This is a genomic window from Bradyrhizobium sp. 33ap4 (assembly GCF_032654765.1).
Taxonomy (GTDB): domain Bacteria; phylum Pseudomonadota; class Alphaproteobacteria; order Rhizobiales; family Xanthobacteraceae; genus Bradyrhizobium; species Bradyrhizobium australafricanum.
The window spans coordinates 1-25,268 of record NZ_JAUMTJ010000090.1 but is presented as its reverse complement, the minus strand read 5'-3'; the positions used below and the strand labels follow the sequence as shown (position 1 = coordinate 25,268).

General features: G+C 64.7%; 25 protein-coding genes. 20 read left to right on the top strand and 5 right to left on the bottom strand.

The annotated features are described in order from the left end of the window. Nucleotides 1-71: 71 nt before the first annotated feature. The 3 genes from Q2M23_RS40295 to Q2M23_RS40285 all read right to left on the bottom strand — a co-directional run bounded on the left by Q2M23_RS40295 (nt 72) and on the right by Q2M23_RS40285 (nt 1,299). Nucleotides 72-227, bottom strand: coding sequence for a hypothetical protein (locus Q2M23_RS40295; protein ID WP_168859260.1), 156 nt, complete (start codon nt 225-227; stop codon nt 72-74). A 61-nt stretch (nt 228-288) separates the two neighbouring features. After that, on the bottom strand, nt 289-465 hold the full coding sequence (locus tag Q2M23_RS40290; RefSeq protein WP_168859259.1) for a hypothetical protein: 177 nt from the start codon (nt 463-465) through the stop codon (nt 289-291). 180 nt (nt 466-645) lie between these two features. Beyond that, nucleotides 646-1,299: a glutathione S-transferase family protein gene (locus Q2M23_RS40285; protein WP_057015955.1), complete on the bottom strand. Its 654-nt coding sequence runs from the start codon at nt 1,297-1,299 to the stop codon at nt 646-648. A 607-nt stretch (nt 1,300-1,906) separates the two neighbouring features. Between Q2M23_RS40285 and Q2M23_RS40280 the strand changes: the two genes are divergently transcribed. The 3 genes from Q2M23_RS40280 to Q2M23_RS40270 all read left to right on the top strand — a co-directional run bounded on the left by Q2M23_RS40280 (nt 1,907) and on the right by Q2M23_RS40270 (nt 4,685). After that, nucleotides 1,907-3,109 (top strand): pyridoxal phosphate-dependent aminotransferase, encoded by a 1,203-nt coding sequence (locus tag Q2M23_RS40280; protein WP_028340563.1) that lies wholly within the window; start codon nt 1,907-1,909, stop codon nt 3,107-3,109. A gap of 247 nt (nt 3,110-3,356) precedes the next feature. Then, nucleotides 3,357-3,881 carry a DUF992 domain-containing protein gene (locus Q2M23_RS40275; protein ID WP_028336065.1) on the top strand — a complete coding sequence of 175 codons (525 nt, stop codon included), beginning with the start codon at nt 3,357-3,359 and terminating at the stop codon, nt 3,879-3,881. A gap of 321 nt (nt 3,882-4,202) precedes the next feature. Continuing rightward, the gene (locus tag Q2M23_RS40270) at nt 4,203-4,685 is read left to right on the top strand and encodes a DUF992 domain-containing protein (RefSeq protein WP_316399019.1); all 483 of its coding nucleotides are present in this window, start codon (nt 4,203-4,205) and stop codon (nt 4,683-4,685) included. Here the strand turns inward: Q2M23_RS40270 and Q2M23_RS40265 are convergent. After that, nucleotides 4,682-5,614, bottom strand: a complete 933-nt coding sequence (locus Q2M23_RS40265; RefSeq protein ID WP_316399018.1) for an alpha/beta hydrolase — start codon at nt 5,612-5,614, stop codon at nt 4,682-4,684. The genes Q2M23_RS40270 and Q2M23_RS40265 overlap by 4 nt on opposite strands. Nucleotides 5,615-5,738: 124 nt before the next feature. Here Q2M23_RS40265 and Q2M23_RS40260 point away from each other — a divergent pair, with 124 nt between their 5' ends. The 6 genes from Q2M23_RS40260 to Q2M23_RS40235 all read left to right on the top strand — a co-directional run bounded on the left by Q2M23_RS40260 (nt 5,739) and on the right by Q2M23_RS40235 (nt 12,087). After that, nucleotides 5,739-6,653 carry a LysR substrate-binding domain-containing protein gene (locus Q2M23_RS40260; protein ID WP_316399017.1) on the top strand — a complete coding sequence of 305 codons (915 nt, stop codon included), beginning with the start codon at nt 5,739-5,741 and terminating at the stop codon, nt 6,651-6,653. A 159-nt stretch (nt 6,654-6,812) separates the two neighbouring features. Continuing rightward, nucleotides 6,813-8,861, top strand: coding sequence for an elongation factor G (locus Q2M23_RS40255; protein ID WP_229190704.1), 2,049 nt, complete (start codon nt 6,813-6,815; stop codon nt 8,859-8,861). Nucleotides 8,862-9,000: 139 nt separating this feature from the next. Further along, nucleotides 9,001-9,642 (top strand): YoaK family protein, encoded by a 642-nt coding sequence (locus Q2M23_RS40250; protein WP_057015948.1) that lies wholly within the window; start codon nt 9,001-9,003, stop codon nt 9,640-9,642. Nucleotides 9,643-9,673: 31 nt separating this feature from the next. Beyond that, nucleotides 9,674-10,516: a shikimate dehydrogenase gene (locus Q2M23_RS40245; RefSeq protein WP_316399016.1), complete on the top strand. Its 843-nt coding sequence runs from the start codon at nt 9,674-9,676 to the stop codon at nt 10,514-10,516. A gap of 117 nt (nt 10,517-10,633) precedes the next feature. Next, the gene (locus Q2M23_RS40240) at nt 10,634-11,212 is read left to right on the top strand and encodes a hypothetical protein (protein ID WP_316399020.1); all 579 of its coding nucleotides are present in this window, start codon (nt 10,634-10,636) and stop codon (nt 11,210-11,212) included. 266 nt (nt 11,213-11,478) lie between these two features. Continuing rightward, nucleotides 11,479-12,087: a hypothetical protein gene (locus Q2M23_RS40235; RefSeq protein WP_316399015.1), complete on the top strand. Its 609-nt coding sequence runs from the start codon at nt 11,479-11,481 to the stop codon at nt 12,085-12,087. Nucleotides 12,088-12,263: 176 nt separating this feature from the next. Here Q2M23_RS40235 and Q2M23_RS40230 read toward each other — a convergent pair whose 3' ends face one another. Continuing rightward, entirely contained in the window at nt 12,264-13,400 is a 1,137-nt protein-coding gene (locus Q2M23_RS40230; protein ID WP_016846679.1) for an alpha-hydroxy acid oxidase, read from the bottom strand. 141 nt (nt 13,401-13,541) lie between these two features. Between Q2M23_RS40230 and Q2M23_RS40225 the strand changes: the two genes are divergently transcribed. From Q2M23_RS40225 to Q2M23_RS40175, 11 genes are all read left to right on the top strand, one after another. Beyond that, complete coding sequence (locus tag Q2M23_RS40225) at nt 13,542-13,721, top strand: hypothetical protein (protein WP_057015946.1); 180 nt, start codon at nt 13,542-13,544, stop codon at nt 13,719-13,721. A gap of 216 nt (nt 13,722-13,937) precedes the next feature. Beyond that, complete coding sequence (gene glmM / locus Q2M23_RS40220; protein WP_016846677.1) at nt 13,938-15,284, top strand: phosphoglucosamine mutase; 1,347 nt, start codon at nt 13,938-13,940, stop codon at nt 15,282-15,284. Between the two features lie 305 nt (nt 15,285-15,589). Continuing rightward, the gene (locus Q2M23_RS40215) at nt 15,590-16,840 is read left to right on the top strand and encodes an MFS transporter (RefSeq protein ID WP_057017932.1); all 1,251 of its coding nucleotides are present in this window, start codon (nt 15,590-15,592) and stop codon (nt 16,838-16,840) included. A 301-nt stretch (nt 16,841-17,141) separates the two neighbouring features. Then, nucleotides 17,142-17,987, top strand: coding sequence for an outer membrane protein (locus Q2M23_RS40210; protein WP_316399014.1), 846 nt, complete (start codon nt 17,142-17,144; stop codon nt 17,985-17,987). Nucleotides 17,988-18,188: 201 nt separating this feature from the next. Continuing rightward, on the top strand, nt 18,189-19,073 hold the full coding sequence (locus tag Q2M23_RS40205) for an outer membrane protein (protein WP_233475630.1): 885 nt from the start codon (nt 18,189-18,191) through the stop codon (nt 19,071-19,073). Nucleotides 19,074-19,155: 82 nt separating this feature from the next. Then, nucleotides 19,156-19,746, top strand: a complete 591-nt coding sequence (locus Q2M23_RS40200) for a glutathione S-transferase family protein (protein WP_057017935.1) — start codon at nt 19,156-19,158, stop codon at nt 19,744-19,746. A gap of 18 nt (nt 19,747-19,764) precedes the next feature. Then, on the top strand, nt 19,765-20,235 hold the full coding sequence (locus Q2M23_RS40195; protein WP_229190708.1) for a GNAT family N-acetyltransferase: 471 nt from the start codon (nt 19,765-19,767) through the stop codon (nt 20,233-20,235). Between the two features lie 167 nt (nt 20,236-20,402). Next, the gene (locus tag Q2M23_RS40190; protein ID WP_050382779.1) at nt 20,403-20,615 is read left to right on the top strand and encodes a hypothetical protein; all 213 of its coding nucleotides are present in this window, start codon (nt 20,403-20,405) and stop codon (nt 20,613-20,615) included. 78 nt (nt 20,616-20,693) lie between these two features. Further along, entirely contained in the window at nt 20,694-21,866 is a 1,173-nt protein-coding gene (locus Q2M23_RS40185) for a phosphoserine transaminase (protein ID WP_057017938.1), read from the top strand. 229 nt (nt 21,867-22,095) lie between these two features. Next, nucleotides 22,096-23,685, top strand: coding sequence for a phosphoglycerate dehydrogenase (gene serA, locus Q2M23_RS40180; protein ID WP_316399013.1), 1,590 nt, complete (start codon nt 22,096-22,098; stop codon nt 23,683-23,685). 260 nt (nt 23,686-23,945) lie between these two features. Then, nucleotides 23,946-25,118 carry a thiolase family protein gene (locus tag Q2M23_RS40175; protein ID WP_057017940.1) on the top strand — a complete coding sequence of 391 codons (1,173 nt, stop codon included), beginning with the start codon at nt 23,946-23,948 and terminating at the stop codon, nt 25,116-25,118. Nucleotides 25,119-25,268 lie beyond the last annotated feature (150 nt).

The window sequence follows — 25,268 nt, the reverse complement described above, 5'->3', positions numbered from 1 at the left end:
GCAAAGGTGTCCTTGCTGCATCCGGCTCATCAAAGGGCGCGACCCGCCGATCCACTTATGACACAGTAAGATTAGTGGTGCGGGGCCGGCTTGGCGGTCGGCGTCGTGACATGCGCGGGGCGTGCGCGGTCTTCGCCTTGCGTGCCGGTCACGATCAGGAGCGATGCCGCCAGCAGGATCGCCGCCGACAGCGTCACGGTCACCAGTCCGACGGGGGTCTTCATCATGTCGCGCCGCTGTCTCTCCCGCGCCTTGCCGCGGATCAGGTGCCAACCGGAAATTGCTTGATTACGCCGGGATCGCCGTTGCCATGGTGATGTTGCTCGACAGCACCGTCACGGCGACGACCAGGCACAACGTCAGCGCGCCGAGCGCGAGCGACGCGGCGATCGCGTTCGTCAGCCGGGATGATGCCACCGGGGCAGGGCGGCCATCGAAGCCTGCCGTGCCGGACCACCGTTTCATGGTCTAAATCCCTCAGGCCGCGAGCGAATCACTCGCGACATCCGCGCGAATCTGCCGGTTGTCACCGGCAACATTGCGGCGGCGGCGCCGTCCAAAAATGGCTAAAATACGGCGGTGGCGCGAGTTTTGCCCGTTATTTGGGCAGTTTCCCCGTTATTCCCTGGATTCACACCCGGCCGTTCAGACGCCGGCCGCGAGGCGAGGCTCAGGCTCGGCCTCGGTACCAGGCTGCCAGTCCATCGAGACAAATCCGGGGGTCTGCTCGACCCGCTTGAGCCAGGCGCGGATCGACGGAAAGGTCGCCAGGTCGAAGTCGCAGCGGTCGGCGACGTGGGTGTAGCCGTAAAGGGCGATGTCGGCGACGGTGAGCTGTCCGGCGGCGAAATAGGCGTGTTCCTTGAGGTGATTTTCCATCACCTGCAGCGCCGCATAGCCGCGCTCCATCCAGTCCTCCAGCGCGTGCGTCTGCAGGTCGCGTCCGCCCTTGACCAGCGACAGCCAGAAATAGGCGGCGCCGATGTTCGGCTCCAGCGCGTGCTGCTCGAAGAACATCCACTGCAGCGCCTCGGCGCGCTCGATCCGCGACTCCGGCGCCAGCGGCGTGCCGATCGCGACATACCAGAGGATGGCATTGGACTCGGCGAGATGGCGGCCCTCGGCGACCTCGAGCAGCGGCACCTGGCCGCTCGGATTCTTGGCCAGGAATTCCGGCGTGCGGCTCTCGCCGCGCAGGATGTCGATCTCGATCGCCTCGTACGGCGTGTTCAGCACGGCAAGCGCCAGCCGGACCTTGTAGCTGTTGCCGGAGCGCTGCATCGAATAGAGCTTGTACATTGCGTCGTGGTTCACTCGGTCAGGGAGACGGTACGCTTAAAAATTGCGCGGCCTGTCACACCGCAACGCCGCTAAACAATGATGCTGACGGGGGTGCGTCGCAAGCCCTGCAGTGTGGAAAAAGTCGAAACGTCTACTGCACTGCACACGTGCAGAACGATTCCATCCACACGGCAGAACAACTCGGATCACGCCTGCGCGACGCTCTGCACGGTGCCGGTCGATCGCCAAGGTCGCGACCATGGCCGGCGCGCTGAAATTCACAAACCTTAACGCGCCATCCTTGGCGGCACGACGCGCCGGTCTGCGTTGACGACCCGCCGCTAGCGCCGTCAGGCAGGTTGCCGCGCGGCATTGTCCTCGGAGCAATCCGCGCTGGTGCATGCCGCCGAAGGGCCCGCCGGCAAGACCGGAGCGGGCTTGCCGGATATGAGTCATCCGGTGCCGGAACTTGCGGAAAATTGCGCGCGCCGCGAGCCATGCGCGAAAGTTTTCGTGCTTTACCGCCAAGCTTCTTGCGGTGCAGCGGCGACAGGCCTAGGGTGCCGCGATCCCATTCAAATCAAGTCGTGGCCCTACGGCTCACGACGTTTGCCAGGAGATGATAATGGCCTTCCTGTCCGCTGCGCTCGACCGTGTGAAGCCGTCCGCGACGATCGCGGTCACGGACAAAGCACGCGCGCTGAAAGCCGCGGGCCGCAACGTCATCGGCCTCGGCGCCGGCGAGCCTGACTTCGATACGCCCGCCAACATCAAGCTGGCAGCGATCCACGCGATCGAGGCCGGCAAGACCAAGTACACCGACGTCGGCGGCATTCCGGAGCTCAAGGAAGCCATCATCAACAAGTTCGCACGCGAGAACGGCCTGACCTACAAGCCGAACCAGGTCATCGTCGGCACCGGCGGCAAGCAGGTGCTCTACAACGCGCTGATGGCGACCATCAATCCGGGCGATGAGGTGATCATCCCGGCGCCGTACTGGGTCAGCTATCCCGAGATGGTGGCGCTCGCCGGCGGCGAGTCGGTGCCGGTGGTGTGCCCGGCCTCGACCGGCTTCAAGCTGCGTCCGGAAGATCTCGAGAAGGCGATCACGCCGAAGACCAAGTGGGTGATCCTGTGCTCGCCGTCGAACCCGACCGGCTCGGCCTATACGAAGAGCGAGCTCAAGGCGATCACCGACGTGCTGGTCAAGCATCCGCATGTCTGGGTGATGACCGACGACATGTACGAGCACCTCGTCTATGACGACTTCGTCTTCACCACGGCGGCGCAGGTCGAGCCGAGCCTGTACGATCGCACGCTGACCGTGAACGGCGTGTCGAAGGCCTACTGCATGACCGGCTGGCGCATCGGCTATGCCGGCGGCCCGGCGCAGCTGATCAAGGCGATGGCGACGATCCAGTCGCAGTCGACCTCGAACCCGTCATCGATCGCGCAGTGGGCGTCGGTCGAGGCGCTCAACGGTCCGCAGGACTTCATCGCCGCGAACAACAAGGTGTTCAAGGAACGTCGCGACCTCGTGGTGTCGATGCTCAACCAGGCGAGCGGCATCGAGTGCCCGCGGCCGGAAGGCGCGTTCTACGTCTATCCGTCCTGCGCCGGCACGATCGGCAAGAAGGCGCCGTCGGGCAAGCTGATCGACAACGACGAGGCGTTCGTTACCGAATTGCTCGAGAGCGAAGGCGTCGCCGTGGTGCAGGGATCGGCATTCGGGCTCGGACCCGCGTTCCGCATCTCCTACGCCACCAAGACTTCCGATCTCGAGGATGCCTGCAAGCGTATTCAGCGCTTCTGCGGTAATCTGCGGTAGGTCGATCCGAAATCAAGAAACGCTCCCGCACCTGGTGCGGGAGCGTTTTTGTTTGTGCGCTGAAATCGCGCCGGTAAATTCGACGAGTCAAATCACATCCTGCTCACCTCACGCGCGTGTGTGCGAACATCGATGCCACACGCGGGAAGTTTTTACGGCCGCTTTGCGCACTGCCTTGTTTTGGACACGAGCCTTCCTTCCTGTCCGCCGCGCGAATTCAGTTCAGTTCACCTTGCGGAGACAGATAATGCGACTTTCGACCCTCACCCTTGCAGCGCTTGCGTTGCTGGCGCCGTTCGCCACCGCCAACGCGGCGCCTCAGGTTCAAGCCGGGGTCCTGCAATGCCAGGGCGGCGAGAATGTCGGCTTCGTTGTCGGCTCTGTCGCGCGCCTCGAATGCGTGTTCCAGAGCGGCGGCCGTCGGCCCGAGCCCTATGTTGCGACCGTGAAGCGGATCGGCGTCGACCTCGGCGTCACCGCGACGACCCAGCTCGCCTGGGCCGTGAGCGCGCCGACCACCCAGCTCCCGCGCGGTGCGCTGGCCGGCAGCTACGGCGGCGTCGGCGTCAACGCCTCGGTCGGCCTCGGCGCCGGCGGTAACTTCCTGTTCGGCGGCCCGAACAATGCCTATGCGCTGCAGCCGGTCAGCGTGCAGGGCCAGACCGGCCTCAACGTTGCGGCCGGCATCGCCGGGATCGATCTCGAGCCGGTCGCCTACGGCGGTCCGCGCCGCCATCATCGCCACCACCGTCATCATCATCACCACCACTAGATTTTGTTTTGACGCGTTTTCTTCACGCGAACCGGTATCCACTTCGCTCGAAAACGCTCTAGGCTGGTCGGTGTTCGATCAAAGAGGCCCGCGAAAGCGGGCCTCTTTTTTGTTGTCTGTTGTTTGCTATCCGTTGCTCGATCAATCGGCGGACCCCGAGGAACATAGCCGCGCCGCAACATCTCCTGACAATCGGTGGCCGGGCACCACAAATTCTGGCTGGACGTTCGATGTTGTGGCATAGGATGCGAACGGCGCCGCAGACACGGCGCCGTTCTGTTCTCTGCTCGCGTCATGCCTCTCAGCCGGAGACTCCCCAACATGCGTCGCTTCACTTTCCTCGCCGGAGCTGCCATTGCCACGCTGACCGCAATCGTGAGCGCCAGCGCCCAACAGCCGATCCAGCGCGTGCAGGTCGGCGTCCTTGAATGCCGCGGCGGCGCGAGCGTCGGCTTCATCGTCGGTTCCGTGACCCATCTCGGTTGCGTGCTGCGCGCCAATGGTCTGCCTGAGGATCGCTACATCGCGACCATCCAGAAGGTCGGCATCGATCTCGGCATCACCCAGGAATCGGCGCTGGCCTGGGGCGTCTATGCGCCGGTGGAGCGGCTCGGGCCGGGTGCGCTCTCCGGCAACTATGCCGGCGCGCAGGGCAGCGCGACGCTCGGTGTCGGCGTCGGCGGCAACGTGCTGGTCGGCGGCTCCGACAACACGATCGCCCTGCAGCCGCTCAGCGTGCAGGGCCAGGTCGGCATCAACATCGCCGCCGGCCTCGAAAGCCTCGAGCTCCGTCCGGGCCGCTAACGCGCGCCCGTGCGGTTGATCAGCTTGCCGAAGAAGCCGCGGGCCTCTTCGGCAACGATCCCGGGCGCCTCGGCGTGAACATAGTGCCCGGTCTCGACGAACCTGATCGAAGGTTCGCTCCAATAGTCTTTCAACCTGTCCGACCATTCGGGCGCGATCAACGGATCGCGGCGGCCCCAGAGAAAGCGCGACGGCACGTCGATGCGCGGCTGCGCCGGCAGCTTGCCTTCCAGCCAGAGCCGGCGATTGGGCGCGGACGAGAGATACCAGTCGAAGCCGCCCTGGATGTTGCCCGGCTTCATGAAGTTGTCGACATAGGCTTCCAGCAGGCCTCCGAACACCGCGGGATCGTCGCCCGACCAATGGTCGAGGAAATGTCGGAAGTAGAGCCGGCATGACTCGCGCGAGCTTCCGACCAATTGCGCGGCCCATGGCAGCTGCTGGAAGTATTGATACCAGACCTCGATCAGGTGACCGGGCTGGCCGTAGCGATGCCCGAGGCCCGGATAGGGCGTGCAGAGATAGAGCGTGCCGGTCAGCCGCTGCGGCTGACGATGCGACATCGCCTGCATGACATAGGCGCCGAGATCGCCGCCGATGACGCCGAAGTGCTGATAGTCGAGCGCGTCCATGACGGCAAACATATCCAGCGCGTGGCGCTCCGCGGTGGCGGACGCATCGGGCCCCGTTGTCGGCTTGCCGGTGTCGCCGCAGCCGCGCAAGTCGGGCGCGATCAGTTCAAAACTGTCGCCGAGGCGCAGCATCAGCGGGCGCCACACCAGCCAGAACTCCGGCCAGCCGTGAAGCAGGAGCAGCGGCGGCCCTTTGCCGAAGCGCGCGACATTGACGCGCAAATCGCCGATATCGATCTTCTGTTGCGTAATGCCTGCCGCGGCTGCTTCTGCGAAGGCTTTTTCCAGCGCCGTCATGGGGACTCCCTTTGCTTTGTCGCAGGCTGTCCGCGTTCGCGCGTCCGGTCCAATACTCGTTCGATACGGTTGCAGAGCTATTGCGTATGACTGACGGCACCCGCCGCCGTGCTATACCGACGGCATGGAATTGCGACATCTCAGATATTTCGTGGCGCTCGGCGAGGAATTGAACTTCACCCGCGCGGCCGAGCGGCTGCACATCGCACAACCGCCGCTGAGCCAGCAGATCCGTCAGCTCGAGGACGAACTCGGCGTGACGTTGCTGCAGCGGAATAGCCGTCCTGTCAGGCTCACCGAGGCGGGCGAGCTGCTGCTTGCGCGCGCCCGCTCCCTGCTCGCAAATTTCGAGGCCGCGGTTGTGGACACGCGGCGCGTCGGGCGCGGCCAGGCCGGCAAGCTCGCGATCGGATTCGTCGGCTCCGCGATGTTCGCCGGTCTGCCCGATATCATAGGCAGCTATCGCGACGCCTGTCCCGACGTCGAGCTCGTGCTTGACGAGATGCTGGCGGCCGAGATTGCCGAAGCGCTGCGGCGACGCCGGATCGATGTCGGCTTCGCACGCCCGGCGCTATTGCCGGAGGCGGGTCTTGCCCAGCGCCTGATCCTGGAGGAGCCCTATGTCGCGGCGTTGCCGCGCGCGCATCCGCTTGCCGAGAGGGACGACATTGCGCTTGCCGAATTGTCCGATGATGCCTTCGTGCTCTATCCGGAGCGGCCGGCGCCATCGGTCACCGGCCTGATCGTCGCCGCGTGCCAGGCCGCCGGATTCACGCCGCGACTCGCGCAGGAGGTGCTGCATCTGCAAACCGCGATTGGCCTGATCGCCGCCGGCGTCGGTGTATCGCTCGTCCCGGAGGCCGCGGCACGCGCGCAGACCGGTCGCGGCGTGGCGTATGTCCGCTTGGCCGCGCCGGCGGTGACGGCGCCGCTCACGATTGCGTGGCGTGAAGAAGATGTCTCGCCCGCCGTGCAGCGTCTGCTCGACCTTGCGACACGCTGGCGCGAGATTTCTCCGGGACTTGCGCGAAGGAACTGACGCAGCGGATGCAATTGTCCGGACGATGGCTCGGAATTGCAAACCTCCGCGACGCCGCACCGCAGCGACGTTTTCCCGCTTGCCAAATGTCAAACGCAGGCAGAGCATAAACGGTCGCCGACCCAATCATGGGCCGAGCTCCAAAACGAGGAGGCGGCAATGGGACAAGACGTCAGAAGTCCCCGAGGTCCACGGTGCATCGCATTGGTGGGCCCTTTCCAAAGCGGTAAAACCACACTTCTGGAAGCGATCCTGGCGCGCACTGGCGCCATTAAAACTGCCGGCAGCGTCGATGCCGGAACCTCCGTCGGCGATGCCAGCCCCGAGGCGCGTCAGCACAAGATGGGCGTAGGCCTGACCGCCGCCACCACCACCTTTATGGGGGACAGCTACACCTTTATCGATTGTCCCGGCTCGATCGAATTCGCGCACGATATGCGTGCAGCGTTGCCGGCGGTCGATGCCGCGGTCGTGGTCTGCGAAGCCGACGAGAAAAAGCTGCCGCAGCTGCAGATCATCCTGCGCGAGCTCGAGGAGCTCGGAATTCCCCGTTTCCTGTTCCTGAACAAGATCGACCGCGCCAACAAGCGCGTCCGCGAGACGCTTGCGACGCTGCAGCCGGCCTCGCGCGTGCCGCTGGTGCTGCGCCAGATCCCGATCTGGAACGGCGATCTGATCGAAGGCTTTGTCGATCTCGCGCTGGAGCGCGCCTTCGTCTATCGCGAGCACAAGCCGTCGGAGGTGATGGCGCTCGAGGGCGGCAATCTCGATCGCGAGAAGGAAGCCCGCTTCTCGATGCTGGAGAAGCTTGCCGACCACGACGACGCGCTGATGGAGCAGTTGCTGGAGGATATCCAGCCGCCGCGCGATGCCGTGTTCGACGATCTCGCCCGCGAACTGCGCGAAGGGCAGATCTGTCCGGTGCTGCTCGGCGCTGCGAGCCGCGAGAACGGCGTGCTGCGCCTGATGAAGGCGCTGCGCCATGAGGCGCCCGGCGTCGCCGAGACCGCCGATCGGCTCGGCATCAAGGATCAGAAGGATGCGCTGGCCTACGTGTTCAAGACCGTGCACTTGCAGCACGGCGGCAAGCTGTCGCTGGCGCGCGTGCTTGCGGGCCGGCTCGACGACGGCGCGACGCTGCAATCCTCAAGCGGCGAGAGCGGACGCGTCTCAGGCATCCTCGCGGTCTCGGGCGGGCATGACAGCAAGCGGCCGCAGGCCGAGGCCGGCGACACCGTCGCGCTCGGCAAGCTCGATGCGATCAAGACCGGCGATACGGTCTCGAGCGGCAAGACGGCGCCGGCCTCGCTGGTCAAGGTCGAGCCGGCCGCGGCCGTGCTGTCGATCTCGATTGCCGCGACCGACCGCAAGGACGATGTCAAGCTCGGCCAGGCGCTGCTGCGGCTGAACGAGGAAGATCCCTCGCTGACAATGATCCAGAACCCGCGCACCCACGACACCGTGCTGTGGGGGCAGGGCGAGATGCATCTGCGCGTGGCGCAGGAGCGGCTGAAGGACCGCTACGGCGTCAACGTCAAATCGCATCCGCCGGCGATCGGCTATCAGGAGACCATCCGCAGGCCGATCACCCAGCGCGGCCGGCACAAGAAGCAGTCCGGCGGTCATGGCCAGTTCGGCGACGTCGTGCTCGACATCAAGCCGAAGCCGCGCGGGTCAGGCTTCGAATTCCACGAGAAAGTGGTCGGGGGCGCGGTGCCGCGCAACTATATCGGCGCGGTGGAAGAGGGCGTTGTCGACGCGCTGGCGCGCGGCCCGCTCGGCTTCCCCGTGATCGACGTCGACGTCACGCTGACCGACGGCTCCTATCACAGCGTCGACTCGTCCGATCTCGCGTTCCGTACCGCGGCGCGGATCGGGGTCAGCGAAGGGTTGCCGCAGTGCCAGCCGGTGCTGCTGGAGCCGATCCATATGGTCGAGATCGTCTGTCCGACCGACGCCACCGCCAAGATCAACGCGATCCTGTCGGCGCGCCGCGGCCAGATCCTCGGCTTCGACACCCGCGACGGCTGGATCGGCTGGGATTGCGTCCGCGCCACGATGCCGGAATCGGAGATCGGCGACTTGATTGTCGAACTGCGCTCCGCCACCGCCGGCGCCGGCACCTTCACCCGCCAGTTCGACCGCATGGCCGAAGTGACAGGCCGCGCCGCCGACCAGATCATCGCCGCGCATCGCGACGCGGCGTGATCGAATTGTCATTCCGGGATGGTCCGAAGGACCAGACCCGGAATCTCGAGATTCCGGGTTCGATGCCGTCGCATCGCCCCGGAATGACGGGCCAAGATAGCGCCCGTGATTCCCTTCCTATGAGGCAGTTTCCGCCAGCATGCTTGAATCCCGCCGTAACCTGGCGCTGGCCTGCGCGCTCAGCGCAATGGCCGGCTATGTCGACGGCATCGGCTATCTGCATCTCGGCGGGCTGTTCGTCTCCTTCATGAGCGGTAACTCGACGCGGCTTGGCGTGACGCTGGCCGAGGGGCATTGGCAGCACGCGCTGGAAGCGCTGGAGCTGATCGTGCTGTTCGTCGCCGGCGCCGCAGCCGGCAGCCTGATCGTGCTCAGCGCGCTGGTGCATCGCCAGCCCCTGCTCCTGCTCATCGAGGCGTGGCTGCTCACGGCGGCGGCGGTGGCCTATGCCTATGGCCTGTCGAACGCCGCGGTCGCCGCCATCGTGCTGGCGATGGGGCTCGAGAACGCCGTATTCCAGCTCGAAGGCGGGGCCGGGCTCGGCCTCACCTATGTCACCGGGGCGCTGGTGAAGGCCGGTCAGCTGATCGCCGCCGCGCTCACAGGCGGTGCGGGCTGGGCCTGGCTCCCGAACCTGCTGCTGTGGGCGGCGCTGGTCGCGGGCGCGCTCGCCGGCGGGCTGGCCTATGGCTGGATCAACCTCGCCGCGATCTGGTTCGCCGCAGCCGCCGCGTTCGCCCTCAGCGCGCTGGTTGCCGCAACCGCGAAGCGGACGCATTGACAGCGCGCCCGCCTTGGCCGATGTCACGATCATGACGTCCTCAAGCAAAACCCGCGCCGCATGCCTGATCGGCTGGCCCGCCGCGCATTCCCGCTCGCCGTTGATCCATCATTACTGGCTGCGCACGCTCGGCATCGAGGGCGGCTATGTGATCGAGGCGGTGCCGCCGGAGGACTTCAAGGATTTCCTGTTCCGCCTGTCGCTGCGCGGCTTCGTCGGCGCCAACGTCACCATTCCGCACAAGGAGCGCGCGCTGGCGCTGTCGGCACCGGATGCGCGCGCCCGCGCCGTCGGCGCCGCCAACACGCTGTGGTTCGCCGATGGCGAGCTGCGCTCGACCAACACCGATGTCGAAGGCTTCATCAACAATCTCGACGCCTGCGCGCCCGGCTGGGACAAGACGGAGGACGCGCTGGTGCTCGGCGCCGGTGGCGCGGCACGTGCGGTGGTGTTCGGCCTGATCGAGCGCGGCATCGCGCGCGTGCATCTGGTCAACCGCAGCATCGATCGTGCCCGCGCGCTGGCCGGGCAATTCGGCGCGCGGGTTCATCCTGCGACCTGGGACAAGGTTGATGAGCTGCTGCCGCGCGCCGGCCTGCTGGTGAATACCACCTCGCTCGGCATGCATGGTCAGCCCGCGCTCGAGATCGATGTCGGCCTGCTGCCGCAACACGCGGTCGTTTCCGATCTCGTCTATGTGCCGCTGGTGACGCCGCTGCTTGCGGCGGCAGAGGCGCGTGGTCTGAAGACCGCTGATGGACTGGGCATGCTGCTGCACCAGGCGGTGCGCGGTTTCGAATTGTGGTTCGGGCGGCGTCCGCAGGTCACGCCGGAACTGCGCACGCTTGTTGAGGCCGATCTCACAAAGACTTGAGGCCTGGAATAGCATCTCCGGAACGGGGTCTGGTGTTAGTCCCCCCGCGTTCCCTCCCGGAGATCAGTCATGCCTGCCAGCCGCTCCCATCTCATTCGGCCGTTCATCGCGCTCGCGATGGTGACGGTGTCCACGCTCTACGCGCTCGCGCAGCAGCCGCCGACGCCGACACGGGTGCGTGGAACCGTCGAGAGCGTCGACGGCGATACGCTCGCGGTGAAGTCGCGCAGCGGCGAGGACGTCAAGCTGCACATGGCAGGCAACATGGTGGTGCTCGGTCTCACCAAGATCGCGCTATCCGACATCAAGGTTGGTTCCTTCATCGGCACGACCACCGTGCCCGGACCCGACGGCACACCGAAGGCGGTCGAGGTGCATGTCTTCCCGGAGAGCATGCGCGGTACCGGCGAAGGCTCGCGGCCCTACGATCTGAAGCCGAACAGCAGCATGACCAATGCGACCGTCGCGCAATCCGTCGTCAGCAATGACGGCCACACATTGCTGGTCAAATACAAGGACGGCGAGAAGAAGGTGGAGGTCGCACCCGATACACCGGTCGTAACCTATGTTCCCGGCGACAAGGCGGACCTGAAGGCCGGCGCCAAGGTCATCGCTTTCATGAAGAAACTGCCGGACGGCTCGCTTGAGACCGACCGCGTCAGCGTCGGCCGCGACGGCCTTACGCCGCCGATGTGACGCACAATGTCATCCCGGGGCGATGCGAAGCGTCGGGATATCGAGATTCCGGGTCTGGTCCTTCGGACCATCCCGGAATGACGATCTGAACGGGCTACATCAGAACACGCGAGCGCATCACCTGTCCGTTATCGCAGTAACAGTTCCCTCGTCCGGCGCGTAGTTGTCGTGTGAGCCGTCGCTTCCGCGAGGAGTTGTGGCTTGCACGGAATACCACCAACTCCCCGGTGTTCCCTGATTCGCCAGCCCAACCCATGAGGGACACCATGCCGAAATCGACGCTGTTCGCCGCATTGCTTCTTGTTGCCTTTGCTTCGGCTGCATCCGCGCAGCAGCCGCCGGCGGTGCGCATCCGCGGCACCATCGAGGCCGTCGACGGCGCCATGCTGTCGATCAAGTCGCGCGACGGCGCCGACATGAAGGTGCGGACCACCGACAACGTCGCGGTGTTCGGCGTCGCCAAGACCGATCTGTCGGAGATCAAGCCCGGTTCCTATATCGGCGTCACCGCGATGCCCGAGCCCGACGGAACGCAGAAGGCGATCGCGGTTCACATCTTCCCGGAGAACCAGCGCGGCGCCGCCGAAGGCTTCCGCCCTTGGGACCTGCGCGCCAATTCGACCATGACCAACGCCACCGTCGCCGAGACCGTGAAGGGCACCGACGGTCAGAACATCACGGTGAAGTACAAGGACGGCGAGAAGAAAGTCGTGGTGCCGCCGGGCACCCCGGTCGTCACCTTCGTCGCCGGCGACAAGTCGGAGCTGAAGCCGGGCGCCAAGATCATCATCTTCGGCGCGGTGAAGAAGGACGACGGCACGCTGGAAGCCAACCGCGTCAATGTCGGCCGCGACGGGATTGCGCCGCCGATGTGATGCCGAACAGGCTCCGCTGTCGTCCCTGCGAAAGCAGGGACCCATAACCACAGGGTTGAGTTGTTGAAGCGCGCTGTCGCCGCGGCGTTGCGAAACGACGGCCATCGGTGGTTATGGGTCCCGGGTCGCGCTTCGCTTGCCCGGGACGACGTGTTGAGAGAGGCTGCCGCTCCGCGCTAAACCGCCAGCACGTGATCGTCGATCTCGGCGATGGTGTTGACGCCGCACAGTCCCATCGTGGTGGTGAGCTCCTTGCCCAGAATATCGATCGCCTTGGCGACGCCTTCCTGGCCGCCGGCGCCGAGGCCATAGGCATAGGCGCGGCCGATCATGCAGGACTTCGCGCCGAGCGCGAGCGCCCGCATGACGTCCATGCCGGTGCGGATACCGCCGTCGAACATGATCTCGAGCTTCGAGCCGACCTCATCGACGATCTCCGGCAGCACCTCGATCGAGGACGGCGCGCCGTCGAGCTGGCGGCCGCCATGGTTGGAGACCACGATCGCCTGGGCGCCGGTCTTGGCGGCAAGCTCGGCGTCCTCGACGTCGAGGATGCCTTTAAGGATCAGCTTGCCCGGCCAAATGCTGCGGATCCAGTCGATGTCCTTCCAGTTCAGCGAGGTGTCGAACTGCGAGGCGGTCCATTCCGACAGTTTCGTCAGATCCTCGGTGCCTTTGACGTGGCCGGCAATGTTGCCGAAGGTGCGGCGCTTGCCTTGCAGCACGCCTGATACCCAGGCGGGCTTGGTCGCGAAGTCGATCAGCTTCGACAGTGACCATTCCGGCGGCACCGTCATGCCGTTCTTGATGTCCTGGTGGCGCTGGCCGATCACCTGCAGGTCGACGGTCAACACCAGCGCCGAGCATTTCGCCGCGATCGCGCGCTCGATCAGCGACTTGATGAAGCCGCGGTCCTTCATGACGTAGAGCTGGAACCAGAACGGCTTGTCGACGGCGGCGGCGATGTCCTCGATCGAGCAGATCGACATCGTGCTCTGGGTGAAGGGAATGCCGGCCGCCTGCGCGGCGCGGCAGGCATAGATCTCGCCGTCGCCATGCTGCATGCCGAGCAGGCCGACCGGCGCCAGGATCAGCGGCATCGCGGCCGGCTCGCCGAGGATCGTGGTCGCCAGGGTGCGCTTGGACACATCGACCAGGATGCGCTGGCGGAACTTGATCTGCTGCAGATCTTCCGAATTCGCGCGCAGCGTGTCCTCGGTGTAGGAGCCGCGGTCCGCATAATCGAAAAACGCCTTCGGCACCCGGCGCTTGTGCAGCTGGCGCAGATCTTCGATGCAGGTAATGTGCTTCATGGACGGTCCCGGCCCTTCTTCTGTGTCGCAAGTTCGATGTCGCGAGCCTTGTTTAGGCAGCAAGTCTTGCGGGTGTTCGATCTTGCCGTCATCTAGCATGGATGGGGGACCTGCCAAATCGAAGACGGATGGGAGAGCGCGATGACCCAATCAGGCTCCAAACCGAAAGCAAAAGCAGACGAGAACGCCGAGAAGCGCCGGCTCGACGAGGCCCTGGAGGAGGGGCTGGAGGAGACGTTTCCCGGTTCCGACCCCGTCAATGTCACCCAGCCGGCCCCTACCAAGGGTGACCAGCACGTCAAGCGCAACGGCAAAGGGTAGGGGACGACGTTCGTTCCCCAGGTTGCCGAAAGAGTAATAATGTTATATCTTTCAGTGCCTTAATGTAGAGGCACGGGGTTTAGCCCCGGTAATGATTCATCATATTTTTTGAAGTCCTTTTAGCGCCTGGCAGTCTATAAGGCCGATGCACGCTAGACTGGTGGGCGTTCAGGACTCTCTCGCCGGGTGGTTCGAGAGGTCCGTCTTGGGGGTTACATGAGCCGCAAATATTTCGGGACCGATGGAATTCGGGGCCGCGCCAATGGGCTGATCACGCCGGAGCTCGCGCTCAAGGTGGGGCAGGCCGCAGGGTTGGTGTTTCAGCGTGGCGATCATCGCCATCGCGTCGTGATCGGCAAGGACACGCGGCTGTCCGGCTACATGATCGAATACGCCATGGTCGCGGGCTTCACCTCGGTCGGTATGGACGTGCTGCTGGTCGGCCCGATGCCGACCCCGGCGATCGCGATGCTCACCAAGTCGATGCGCGCCGATCTCGGCGTCATGATCTCGGCGTCGCATAATCTGTTCGAAGACAACGGCATCAAGCTGTTCGGCCCGCAGGGCTTCAAGCTGTCGGACGATGTCGAGAAGCAGATCGAGCAGCTGCTCGACGAATCGCTCGACCGCCGCCTGGCGCAGAGCGCGAGCCTCGGCCGCGCCCGCCGCATCGACGGCGTCCATGACCGCTACATCGAATTCGCCAAGCGCACGCTGCCGCGCGATCTCTCGCTCGACGGCCTGCGCGTCGTGGTCGATTGCGCCAATGGCGCCGCCTACAAGGTGGTGCCGGAAGCGCTGTGGGAGCTCGGCGCCGACGTGGTGCCGATCGGGGTCGAACCCGACGGCTTCAACATCAACAAGGAATGCGGCTCCACCTCGCCGGAAGCGCTGTCGCGGAAGGTGCGCGAGATGCGCGCCGACATCGGCATCGCGCTCGACGGCGATGCCGATCGCGTCATCCTGGTCGACGAGCGCGGCCACATCGTCGACGGCGACCAGCTGCTCGCGGTGATAGCGCAGAGCTGGAAGGAGGAGGGGCGCCTCGCCAAGCCCGGCATCGTCACGACCGTGATGTCCAATCTCGGGCTGGAGCGCTTCCTGCAGGGCCTCGGGCTGCAGATGGTCCGCACGCCGGTCGGCGACCGCTATGTGCTCGAGCAGATGCTGAGCGGCGGCTACAATCTCGGCGGCGAGCCGTCGGGCCATATCATCATGTCGGACTATTCGACGACCGGCGACGGTTTCGTCGCGGCACTGCAGGTGCTGGCCGTGGTGCAGAAGCTGCGCCGCCCGGTGTCGGAGATCTGCCGGCGTTTCGACCCGTTGCCGCAAATCCTGAAGAACGTGCGCTATCGCAGCGGCAAGCCGCTCGACGACGCCGAGGTCAAGTCCGCGATCACCGACGGCGAGAAGCGCCTCAACGGCCATGGCCGTCTGTTGATCCGCCCCTCCGGCACCGAGCCGGTGATCCGCGTGATGGGCGAGGGCGACGATCGTATCCTGGTGGAAGAGGTCGTCGACAACATCGTCAGCGCACTCGGCCACGCCGCCGCGGCTTAAGCCCCGTCCGGCCTCGTCAGCTCGTGATCCTGAGGAGCGCGCCCTTGCGCGCGTCTCGAAGGATGCACGGCCCATTGTCGCAATGTGGCGAGCGCCGGGCCGTGGACCCTTCGAGACGCGCGGAGCCTGTCATCGGGCCGCGCTTTGCGCGGACCCGTTGGCGCTCCTCAGGGTGACGGGGATAGAGTTTGGCCGCCGGCTGGCCACACAGCGCATCGCTGCCATCGGCTAACGCAACTGGTTTACCTCACCTCCGCGTCGTACGACACGGAGGTATTTTTGCGAATCTGTCCGGGAATGCTGCATTGAACAAACCCGTCGTGAGCAAACAGGCGCTGGGCGAGCCGGTGGCGGTGCCGGAGCTGACGGCCGCGAAGGTTGCCGCCGCTGCGGGGCCGGCCTATGTCGTGCTTGCCGGCATCAGCTTCTCGCACTTCCTCAACGACACGATGCAGTCGCTGATCGCTTCGGTCTATCCGATCCTGAAGGACAATTACGCGCTCGACTTCGCGCAGATCGGCATGATCACGCTGGCGTTCCAGTTCACGGCGTCGCTGCTGCAGCCGCTGGTCGGGCATTTCACCGACAAGAAGGCGCAGCCGTTCTCGCTTGCGATCGGCATGGGCTTCACCTTTTTCGGTCTGTTGCTGCTCAGCGTTGCGCATACCTATGGGGTCATCCTGATTGCGGCTTCGCTGGTCGGCCTTGGCTCCGCGGTGTTCCACCCGGAATCGTCGCGCATCGCGCGGCTGGCGTCAGGCGGACGTTACGGTTTCGCGCAATCGGTGTTCCAGCTCGGCGGCAGTTTCGGCACCTCGATGGGGCCGGTGCTCGCAGCACTGATCGTGGTGCCGTTCGGTCAGCCCTCGATCGCCTGGTTCTCCTCGATCGCGTTCCTTGCCATCGTGATCCTCTGGCGCATCGGCGTCTGGTACAAACCGCAGATATCGGGCAAGAAGACGGCCGCCAGCGCGCGGCATCCCGACCATCCGGATCAGCGGCGCGTGAAGATCGCGCTCATCGTGCTGGTCGCGCTGCTGTTCTCCAAGCAGCTCTATGTCTCGAGCCTGTCGAGCTATTACATCTTCTATCTGATCGACCGGTTCGGTGTCTCGACGCAGGCGGCGCAGCTCTATCTGTTCGTCTTCCTTGCCGCCAACGCCGCGGGTGCGTTCATCGGCGGTCCGCTCGGCGACCGCTTCGGCCGCAAATACGTGATCTGGTTCTCGATCCTCGGCGCGCTGCCGTTCACGCTGGCGCTGCCCTATGCCGGCCTGTTCGCCAGCGCCGTGCTGACGGTGGTGATCGGTTTGATCATCTCGTCGGCGACGTCGGCGATCATCGTGTTCGCGCAGGAATTGATGCCGCATCGCTTCGGCATGATCTCTGGCGTGTTCTTCGGCGTCGCCTTCGGGATCGGCGGGCTCGGCGCCGCCGTGCTCGGCAAGCTCGCCGACCACACCTCGATCGCCTTCGTCTATCAGCTGTGCGCCTTCCTGCCGGCGATCGGCCTGCTCGCGGTGTTCCTGCCGAGGATGCCGCGGGCCGTGCGCTGAACGCTCGGCCGCGGACGCGACGCCCGCGTTAAGCATTCGCTAACACACCCGGCTCGCGTGCCTTGCGAACGGCGCGGATGCGTCAACGCTTCATTAGCACTTTTGGCGGGATCGCGATGTTTCGTCGCCAACCTGCGTCATTTATGGACCCATAAGCGACAGCCGCAGAGAAAGGTGAGAGAAAATCAACCTTAAAAATTAGGGTTAAGTGCCGCTTAAACATTTCCTGCCATCGTCCGGGCCGTGAGTTTCAGACGTGGGGCTTTCGTGTCGCCTCACTTGGCCCAAAAGGACGAAGCCAATGCGTAGCGTAAAGACCCTGATTGCCGCCGGTGCGGCATCTCTGTTGTCCTCGGCGGCGTTCGCCGCCGACATGCCCATCATGCCGCCACCTCCGATGGCGTATGCTCCTCCGCCGGTCCAGGATTTCGGCGGCTGGTATCTGCGCGGCGACATCGGCATGACCAACACCCAGGCCAAGCTGCACGTCAACGCCTACGACACACTGCCGGCCGGCACCGCCTTCAACCAGTATGGCCACGGCTTCGACGGCGGCGTGCTCTACGGCATCGGCGTCGGCTATCAGTTCAACAGCTGGTTCCGCGCCGACATCACCGGTGAGTATCGCTCGAAGGTGAGCTTCAACGGCACCGATTTCTTCACGTTCCCCGGGCCCAGCCCGCTGAGCGACGCCTATCATGGCGGCATCCAGAGCTGGGTTGGCCTCGTCAACGTCTACGCTGATCTCGGCACCTGGGGCTGTTTGACCCCGTTCATCGGTGCCGGTGTCGGTGCCGCGACGATCAAGACCTCGGCCTTCTCCGACGTCGCGACGTTCCCGAGCGGGTCGGGCCTCACCAGCTCCTTCATCGCCGATGGCGCCACCAAGACCAACTTCGCCTGGGCGCTGCATGCCGGTGTCGCCTACAAGGTCACCAACAACTTCACGGTTGAACTGGCCTATCGCTACCTCGACATGGGCACTGCCGCCCACGGCCAAGGTCACTTCTTCGACGGCACGCCGGCCGGTCCCTCGAGCTTCCAGTACCGCGACATCATCTCGCAGGACGTGAAGCTCGGCGTGCGCTTCAACTTGCCGTGCTGCGACGTGCCGCCGCCTCCGCCGCCGCTGATCCGCAAGGGTTAATTTCGGGCCTTCACGGTTAACGATTGCAACGGCGCGGGACCATCCCGCGCCGTTTTTCTTTGCCGCGTCATGTCGCGAACTTGCCGCGTCATGTCGCGCACTTCTGCAACTTGCATGCTCGAAAACGGGCGACGACAACGATTGGTTAAGGTTAACAGGCGATGATCAACGCGAAATCGGTGCGGTGGATGGAGCGTTGCAATGCGTAGGTTGGTGCTGGCGGCGATGATGATTGGAACGGTGACCGGCGCGCAGGCTGCCGACCTGCCGGACTTTCCGATCCTGCGCGGCTCCTATGTCGATGCACCGAGCAGGAGCGGGAACTGGGAAGGATGGTACGTCGGCGGCCAGATCGGCTATTCCTCCGGCGACATCGATTTCAGCCACGCGCCAAGCGCGATGACCTCCTTCATGCTGCGCGAGAGCGTTCTGGCCGACCCGGTTTCGGGTTGGGCCCTGCTGCCGAAGAACCATGCGCAGAGCAACGGGTTCGGCGCGTTCGTCGGCCGCAACTGGCAATGGGACGACGTCGTGCTCGGCGTCGAGGCCAACTACAATTACCTGAACGGCCTCGAAAGTTCGGCGGGCGACTCGATGACGCGGCAGATCGTGAATCCCAAGGGCGAGACTCCTCCGAGCGGGCACACCTACACCTACAACACCACGTTGTCGGGGAGCGCCGCCTTGCAGGTCAAGGACGTCACGACCTTCCGTGGACGCGCCGGATGGGCGGCAGGCAACTTCCTGCCATACATGTTCGGCGGTGTTGCGGTGGGACGCATGTCCGTGTCGCGTTCGGCGACGGTGTCGTTTGACAAGTACGATGCCTGGGCCGAGACCCGGACGGTCGGCAACAACACCGTTACAATTCAGCATAACGACTACCTGGGCTCAGGCAGCGCCGCCCAGACGGAGCAGCGGGTGAACAACTATGCGGTCGGCTGGACCGCGGGCCTCGGGCTTGAATATTGCGTGGTCGGCGGGTTGTTTCTCCGCGGCGAGTGGGAATATGTGCGCTTCGCGGCGGTCAAGAATATCGCCGTCGACATGAACAGCTTCCGGGTCGGCGCCGGCTACAAGTTCTGATCGCCGCTGCCGTAGCCGGCGACGGTTGACAGACCGGGGAGCGACTGCTGCTCTGTCGCCACACGGTGCGGAGCGCGATCACATGAAAATCTACGGCGACGCCAATTCAGGCAACTGCCTGAAGGTGAAATGGGTGTGCGACAGGCTGGCGCTGCCGTACACATGGGTCGAGATCGACACCATGAAGGGCGGCAGCCGGACCGCGGAATTCCTCAAGCGAAACGGCTGGGGCCAAGTGCCGACGATGGAGCTGGATGACGGCCGCACGCTGGCACAATCCAACGCCATCATCCGCTATCTCGCGCGCGGCAGCGACCTGATCCCGAGCGATCCCTATCGCGCGGCGCAGATGGATGCCTGGATGTTCTGGGAGCAGAACAGCCACGAGCCTTATGTGGCCGTCTGCCGCTTTCAGGCCGTGTATCTCGGCAAGGCCATCTCGGAGATCGATCCGAATCTCATCAAGCGCGGCTATGTCGCGCTCGATCATCTGGAGCGGCATCTTGCGGGCACGCAATTTTTGGTCGGAGACGCGTTCTCGCTCGCCGACGTCTCGCTGCTCGCCTATACCCGTGTCGCGGAGGATGGCGGCCTCGAACTCGCGCGCTATCCCGTGATCCGTCGCTGGATCGCCGATGCCGAGCGCGTGCTCGCGCTGCCGCCGGTCCGCTGACCTCAGGTGAATGCCGCCATGACTGAAGCTTCATCCATCACGATCCGCCGCGCTCGCCGCGAAGACGTCGCCGCCATCGTCGGCATGCTTGCGGACGATCCGCTCGGCAGTGCGCGCGAGCGGATCGAGGATCCGCTGCCGCAAAGCTATTACGAGGCCTTCGCGCGGGTCGAGCGCGATCCCAATTTGCAGCTCGTCGTCGCCGTCGACGGGGACGGCGTCGTCGTCGGCTGTCTGCAACTCGCGGTTCTGCCGGGCATCAGCTCGCAAGGCGGCTCGCGCGGCCTGCTCGAAGACGTTCGCGTTGCAAAGCGTTGCCGCAGCCGCGGCATCGGCGAGAAGCTCGTGCAGTGGGCAGTCATGGAGGCGCGCGCGCGAGGCTGCATGCTCGTCGAGCTGCTGACGCATCAGACGCGGGTCGATGCGCAGCGCTTCTATGAACGGCTCGGGTTCGCGCGCAGCCATGTCGGGATGACGATTCGCTTTTGAAACGCGTGCAAGAAGTTGTGCCATCTACCGGGCAATACCTGCAGCAGCGGATAGTCTGCGATCCGGTTAACAGCCAATAAACTAAGCCGGTCTCCGTGATTTTACGGGTCGGAACGAGTCCGGTATGTCGGACGTCTCCACGGGGCGGCGGGCAACTGGGGATTGGAATGTCGGATTATTCGATCGTGCGGGTCGGCAACGAATACATCGTGCAGGCCGGCGAGAAGCGCATTCTGAAAGTATCGAGCCGGCGCAGGGCAGTTAAGATCATGACTCTGGCGGCAGATTTGCTCGATCAGGAGACGATCCAGCAGGTCGAGGACGCCCCATCAATCAGCCGTGATGCCCGGATTGTTCCAGACGAGTCCGAACTTTCTTGACGTTTGGGTACCTTTCCACTATCCCCGACCGCGGGAAACCTCTCCCCACCGAGAGGCAGCTATCTGGAAGGGTAGATTATGACTGCAGCGAAGCCCGCTTCGCGGCCTGAAGTGCCGCATTTTTCCTCCGGCCCCTGTGCCAAGCGCCCCGGCTGGAACCCCAACAATCTCAAGGACGCTGCCCTCGGCCGCTCGCATCGCGCGAAAGTCGGCAAGGCCAAGCTCAAGCTCGCGATCGAACTGACGCGCGAGGTGCTTGAGGTGCCCGCCGATTACAAGATCGGCATCGTGCCGGCGTCGGACACCGGCGCGGTCGAGATGGCGCTGTGGTCGCTGCTCGGCGCGCGGCCCGTCACCACGCTCGCCTGGGAATCCTTCGGCGAGGGCTGGGTCAGCGATATCGTCAAGGAATTGAAGCTGAAGGACGTCACCAAGCTCAACGCGGCTTATGGTGAAATCCCCGATCTCTCCAAGGTCGATCCGAAGTCGGATATCGTCTTCACCTGGAACGGCACCACCTCGGGTGTGCGCGTGCCGAACGCTGACTGGATCAGCGCGGATCGCGAAGGCCTGACGATTTGCGACGCGACCTCGGCCGCCTTCGCGCAGCCGCTCGATTTCGCCAAGCTCGATGTCGTCACCTTCTCCTGGCAGAAGGCGCTCGGCGGTGAAGCCGCGCACGGGATGCTGATCCTGTCGCCGCGCGCGGTGGAACGGCTCGAGACCTACAAGCCGGCCTGGCCGCTGCCGAAGATCTTCCGCCTCACCAAGGGCGGCAAGCTCAACCAGGGCATCTTTGAAGGCGAGACCATCAACACGCCGTCGATGCTCTGCGTCGAGGACTATCTCGATGCGTTGAACTGGGCGAAGTCGATCGGCGGCCTGAAGGCGCTGATTGCCCGCGCCGATGCCAACACCAAGGCGCTCGCCGACTGGAAGGCGAAGACGCCCTGGATCGACTTCCTGGCCAAGGATCCCGCGATCCGCTCCAACACCTCGGTGTGCCTCAAGTTCACCGATCCCGCGATCACCTCGCTTCCATCAGACGCACAGGCCGACTTCTGCAAGAAGCTGGTCGCGCTGGTGGAGAAGGAGAACGCCGGCTTCGACTTCGCGTATTACCGCGACGCGCCGGCCGGCCTGCGGATCTGGTGCGGCGCCACCGTCGAGGCAAAGGACGTCGAGCTGCTGACGCAGTGGATCGACTGGGCATTCGCCGAGACCAAGGCAGCGTTGCCCAAGGCGGCATAAGTTTTCTCTTGTCACCTCTCCCCGTTCTTGCGGGGAGAGGTCGGATTGCTCGGCAGCGTAATTGCGCGCCTGAGCGATCCGGGTGAGGGGCCCTTTCGGCTTGTTCCTCGCTCGTGGCTGCCCTCACCCCAACCCTCCCCCGCAAGAGCGGGGAGAGGGAGAAGTGATCAGAGACTTCACCAGATCGGTCCAGGAGACCCGCCCGCGGCAGGGCAAAGGAACAATCGAGATGACAAAACCCAAAGTTCTGATTTCCGACGCGCTGTCTCCCGCCGCCGTCCAGATCTTCAAGGATCGCGGCGTCGAGGTCGACTTCCAGCCCAACCTCGGCAAGGACAAGGAAAAGCTCGCCGAGATCATCGGCAATTACGACGGCCTCGCGATCCGCTCGGCCACCAAGGCGACCGCCAAGCTCATCGAGAAGGCGACGAGGCTCAAGGTGATCGGCCGCGCCGGCATCGGCGTCGACAATGTCGAGATCCCGGCCGCGACCGCCAAGGGCATCATCGTGATGAATACGCCGTTCGGCAATTCGATCACGACCGCCGAGCACGCGATCACGCTGATGCTGGCGCTGGCGCGCGAGATTCCGCAGGCCGACGCCTCGACCCAGGCCGGCAAGTGGGAGAAGAACCGCTTCATGGGCGTCGAAATCACCGCCAAGACCCTCGGCGTGATCGGCTGCGGCAATATCGGCACGATCGTCGCCGACCGCGCGCTCGGCCTGCGCATGAAGGTGATCGCGTTCGATCCGTTCCTGTCGCCGGAGCGCGCCAAGGACATCGGCGTCGAGAAGGTCGAGCTCGACGATCTCTTGAAGCGCGCCGACTTCATTACGCTGCATACGCCGCTGACCGAGAAGACCCGCAACGTGATCGATGCGGCCGCGATCGCCAAGATGAAGAAGGGCGTGCGCATCATCAACTGCGCGCGCGGCGGCCTGGTCGACGAGCAGGCGCTGGTCGACGCGCTGAACTCCAAGCATGTCGCGGGCGCCGCCTTCGACGTGTTCGTCGAGGAGCCAGCAATCTCGAACGTGCTGTTCGGCCATCCCAACGTGATCTGCACCCCGCATCTCGGCGCCTCCACCACCGAGGCGCAGGAAAACGTCGCGTTGCAGGTCGCCGAGCAGATGTCGGACTATCTGTTGTCGGGCGCGATTTCCAACGCGGTCAACTTCCCCTCGATCACCGCGGAAGAGGCGCCGAAGCTGAAGCCGTTCATCGAGCTTGCCGAGAAGCTCGGCTCGTTCGCCGGCCAGCTCACCGAGAGCGGCATCCTCAAGACTGAGATCACCTATGAGGGCCACGTCGCCGAGATGAAGATCAAGGCGATCACCTCGGCGGTGCTGTCGGGCCTGCTGCGGCCGATGCTGGGCGAGGTCAACGTGGTCTCGGCGCCGGTCGTCGCCAAGGAGCGCGGCATGGTGGTGGACGAGGTCGTCCGCGCCGCGCAGAGCGACTATGAAAGCCTGATCACGGTCACAGTCACCACCGAGCGTCAGGAGCGTTCGGTGTCCGGCACCGTCTACGCCGACGGCAAGCCGCGTCTCGTCGACATCAAGGGCATCCGCGTCGACGCCGAGTTCGGCAAGTCGATGATCTACGTGACCAACGAGGACAAGCCGGGCTTCATCGGCGCGTTCGCGAGCCTCTTGGGTGATGCGAAAATCAATATCGCGACCTTCCATCTCGGCCGCGTCAAGCAAGGCGGCGATGCCATTGCGCTGGTCGAGGTCGACGGCGCGGTGCCGGCGGAGCTGCTCGCCAAGGTACAGACACTGCCGCAGGTGAAGCAGGCCAAGGCACTGACGTTCTGAGCCGCTGACGTTTTAAAGGCGCTGGCGTTTCAAACGCTATTTGAGCGGTCCTCGTCATCGCCCGGAACGCCTGGCATGACGGAAGGAAGATACCGCTCAAGCAGTCCATATTCCGATCTGCGGAACATGACGCCGTCTCCGGTCCCGGAGGCGGCGTTTGTCGTTCCGGGGCGTCCGGTATTGCTGTTGCGCCCGCCGAAAAATGTGTACGAACGGGCCACGACGCGCCACAATGACCGTCATCTCAGAGGGAGAAAACAATGCGTGAAGCCGTAATCGTTTCCTACGCGCGCACCGGCCTGGCAAAGTCCGGCCGTGGCGGATTCAACATCACCCCGCCGATGTCGCTCGCCGCGCACGCCATCAAGCACGCGGTCGACCGCGCCGGCGTCGACAAGGAATATGTCGAGGATTGCTATCTCGGCAATTGCGCGCATGGCGCGCCGAACATCGGCCGCCAGGCGGCGCTGCTCGCCGGCCTGCCGAAGTCGACCGCGGGCGTCTCCGTGAACCGCTTCTGCTCGTCGGGCCTGCAGACCATCGCGATGGCCGCCAACTCGATCCGTTCCGACGGCTCCGATTGCATCGTCGCCGGCGGCGTCGAGAGCATCTCGATTCCCGGCGGCGGCTCGCCGAAGGAATCGATCGATCCCGAGCTGCTCAAGACCGCGCCCGACATCTTCATGGCGATGATCGATACCGCCGACATCGTGGCCGAGCGCTACAAGCTCAGCCGCGAATACCAGGACGAGTATTCGCTGGAGTCGCAGCGCCGCATGGCCGCCGCGCAGCAGGCCAACAAGTTCAAGGACGAAATCGTCCCAATGAAGACGAAGATGAAGGTGGTCGACAAGGCGACCAAGGCCGAGTCGATCGTCGACTACGTGGTCGATCGCGACGAGTGCAACCGCCCCGAGACCACGCTGGAAGGCCTGGCCAAGCTCGAGCCGGTCAAGGGCCCGGGCAAGTTCATCACCGCCGGCAATGCCAGCCAGCTCTCCGATGGCGCCGCCGCCGTGGTGCTGATGGAGGCCAAGGACGCCGAGAAGCGCGGCCTCAATCCGCTCGGCCGCTTCGTGGCCTGGGCCTCGGCCGGCTGCGAGCCCGACGAGATGGGCATCGGTCCGGTGTTTGCGGTGCCGAAGCTGCTCAAGCGCCACGGCCTGAAGGTGGACGACATCGATCTCTGGGAGCTCAACGAGGCGTTCGCCAGCCAGTGCCTCTATTCGCGCGACCAGCTCGGCATCGATCCCGAGAAGTATAACGTCAATGGCGGTTCGATCGCGATCGGCCATCCCTTCGGCATGACCGGCGCCCGGCTCACCGGCCACCTGCTGCAGGAGGGCCGTCGCCGCAAGGCCAAGTGGGGCGTCGTGACCATGTGCATCGGCGGCGGCCAGGGCGGCGCCGGCCTGTTCGAGATCTACAGCTAAGCGCGATCGACACTGATCGTGTGCGAACGAGCGGCCCGGCGGCAACGCCGGGCCGCTTTTCATTTGGAGCCGGCTAGTGGCTCGTCACAGTGATTTTGACGGTTTGATACCGAGCCAGCTTAGGATCGGCAAGTTCTCTGGCGGCACGAG

Excerpts from the sequence above, each read along its gene's own strand:
- Q2M23_RS40295 (WP_168859260.1), bottom strand. The coding sequence starts at position 227 with ATGATGAAGACCCCCGTCGGACTGGTGACCGTGACGCTGTCGGCGGCG.
- Q2M23_RS40290 (WP_168859259.1), bottom strand. The coding sequence starts at position 465 with ATGAAACGGTGGTCCGGCACGGCAGGCTTCGATGGCCGCCCTGCCCCG.
- Q2M23_RS40285 (WP_057015955.1), bottom strand. The coding sequence starts at position 1,299 with ATGTACAAGCTCTATTCGATGCAGCGCTCCGGCAACAGCTACAAGGTC.
- Q2M23_RS40280 (WP_028340563.1), top strand. The coding sequence starts at position 1,907 with ATGGCCTTCCTGTCCGCTGCGCTCGACCGTGTGAAGCCGTCCGCGACG.
- Q2M23_RS40275 (WP_028336065.1), top strand. The coding sequence starts at position 3,357 with ATGCGACTTTCGACCCTCACCCTTGCAGCGCTTGCGTTGCTGGCGCCG.
- Q2M23_RS40270 (WP_316399019.1), top strand. The coding sequence starts at position 4,203 with ATGCGTCGCTTCACTTTCCTCGCCGGAGCTGCCATTGCCACGCTGACC.
- Q2M23_RS40265 (WP_316399018.1), bottom strand. The coding sequence starts at position 5,614 with ATGACGGCGCTGGAAAAAGCCTTCGCAGAAGCAGCCGCGGCAGGCATT.
- Q2M23_RS40260 (WP_316399017.1), top strand. The coding sequence starts at position 5,739 with ATGGAATTGCGACATCTCAGATATTTCGTGGCGCTCGGCGAGGAATTG.
- Q2M23_RS40255 (WP_229190704.1), top strand. The coding sequence starts at position 6,813 with ATGGGACAAGACGTCAGAAGTCCCCGAGGTCCACGGTGCATCGCATTG.
- Q2M23_RS40250 (WP_057015948.1), top strand. The coding sequence starts at position 9,001 with ATGCTTGAATCCCGCCGTAACCTGGCGCTGGCCTGCGCGCTCAGCGCA.
- Q2M23_RS40245 (WP_316399016.1), top strand. The coding sequence starts at position 9,674 with ATGACGTCCTCAAGCAAAACCCGCGCCGCATGCCTGATCGGCTGGCCC.
- Q2M23_RS40240 (WP_316399020.1), top strand. The coding sequence starts at position 10,634 with ATGGTGACGGTGTCCACGCTCTACGCGCTCGCGCAGCAGCCGCCGACG.
- Q2M23_RS40235 (WP_316399015.1), top strand. The coding sequence starts at position 11,479 with ATGCCGAAATCGACGCTGTTCGCCGCATTGCTTCTTGTTGCCTTTGCT.
- Q2M23_RS40230 (WP_016846679.1), bottom strand. The coding sequence starts at position 13,400 with ATGAAGCACATTACCTGCATCGAAGATCTGCGCCAGCTGCACAAGCGC.
- Q2M23_RS40225 (WP_057015946.1), top strand. The coding sequence starts at position 13,542 with ATGACCCAATCAGGCTCCAAACCGAAAGCAAAAGCAGACGAGAACGCC.
- glmM (WP_016846677.1), top strand. The coding sequence starts at position 13,938 with ATGAGCCGCAAATATTTCGGGACCGATGGAATTCGGGGCCGCGCCAAT.
- Q2M23_RS40210 (WP_316399014.1), top strand. The coding sequence starts at position 17,142 with ATGCGTAGCGTAAAGACCCTGATTGCCGCCGGTGCGGCATCTCTGTTG.
- Q2M23_RS40205 (WP_233475630.1), top strand. The coding sequence starts at position 18,189 with ATGCGTAGGTTGGTGCTGGCGGCGATGATGATTGGAACGGTGACCGGC.
- Q2M23_RS40200 (WP_057017935.1), top strand. The coding sequence starts at position 19,156 with ATGAAAATCTACGGCGACGCCAATTCAGGCAACTGCCTGAAGGTGAAA.
- Q2M23_RS40195 (WP_229190708.1), top strand. The coding sequence starts at position 19,765 with ATGACTGAAGCTTCATCCATCACGATCCGCCGCGCTCGCCGCGAAGAC.
- Q2M23_RS40190 (WP_050382779.1), top strand. The coding sequence starts at position 20,403 with ATGTCGGATTATTCGATCGTGCGGGTCGGCAACGAATACATCGTGCAG.
- Q2M23_RS40185 (WP_057017938.1), top strand. The coding sequence starts at position 20,694 with ATGACTGCAGCGAAGCCCGCTTCGCGGCCTGAAGTGCCGCATTTTTCC.
- serA (WP_316399013.1), top strand. The coding sequence starts at position 22,096 with ATGACAAAACCCAAAGTTCTGATTTCCGACGCGCTGTCTCCCGCCGCC.
- Q2M23_RS40175 (WP_057017940.1), top strand. The coding sequence starts at position 23,946 with ATGCGTGAAGCCGTAATCGTTTCCTACGCGCGCACCGGCCTGGCAAAG.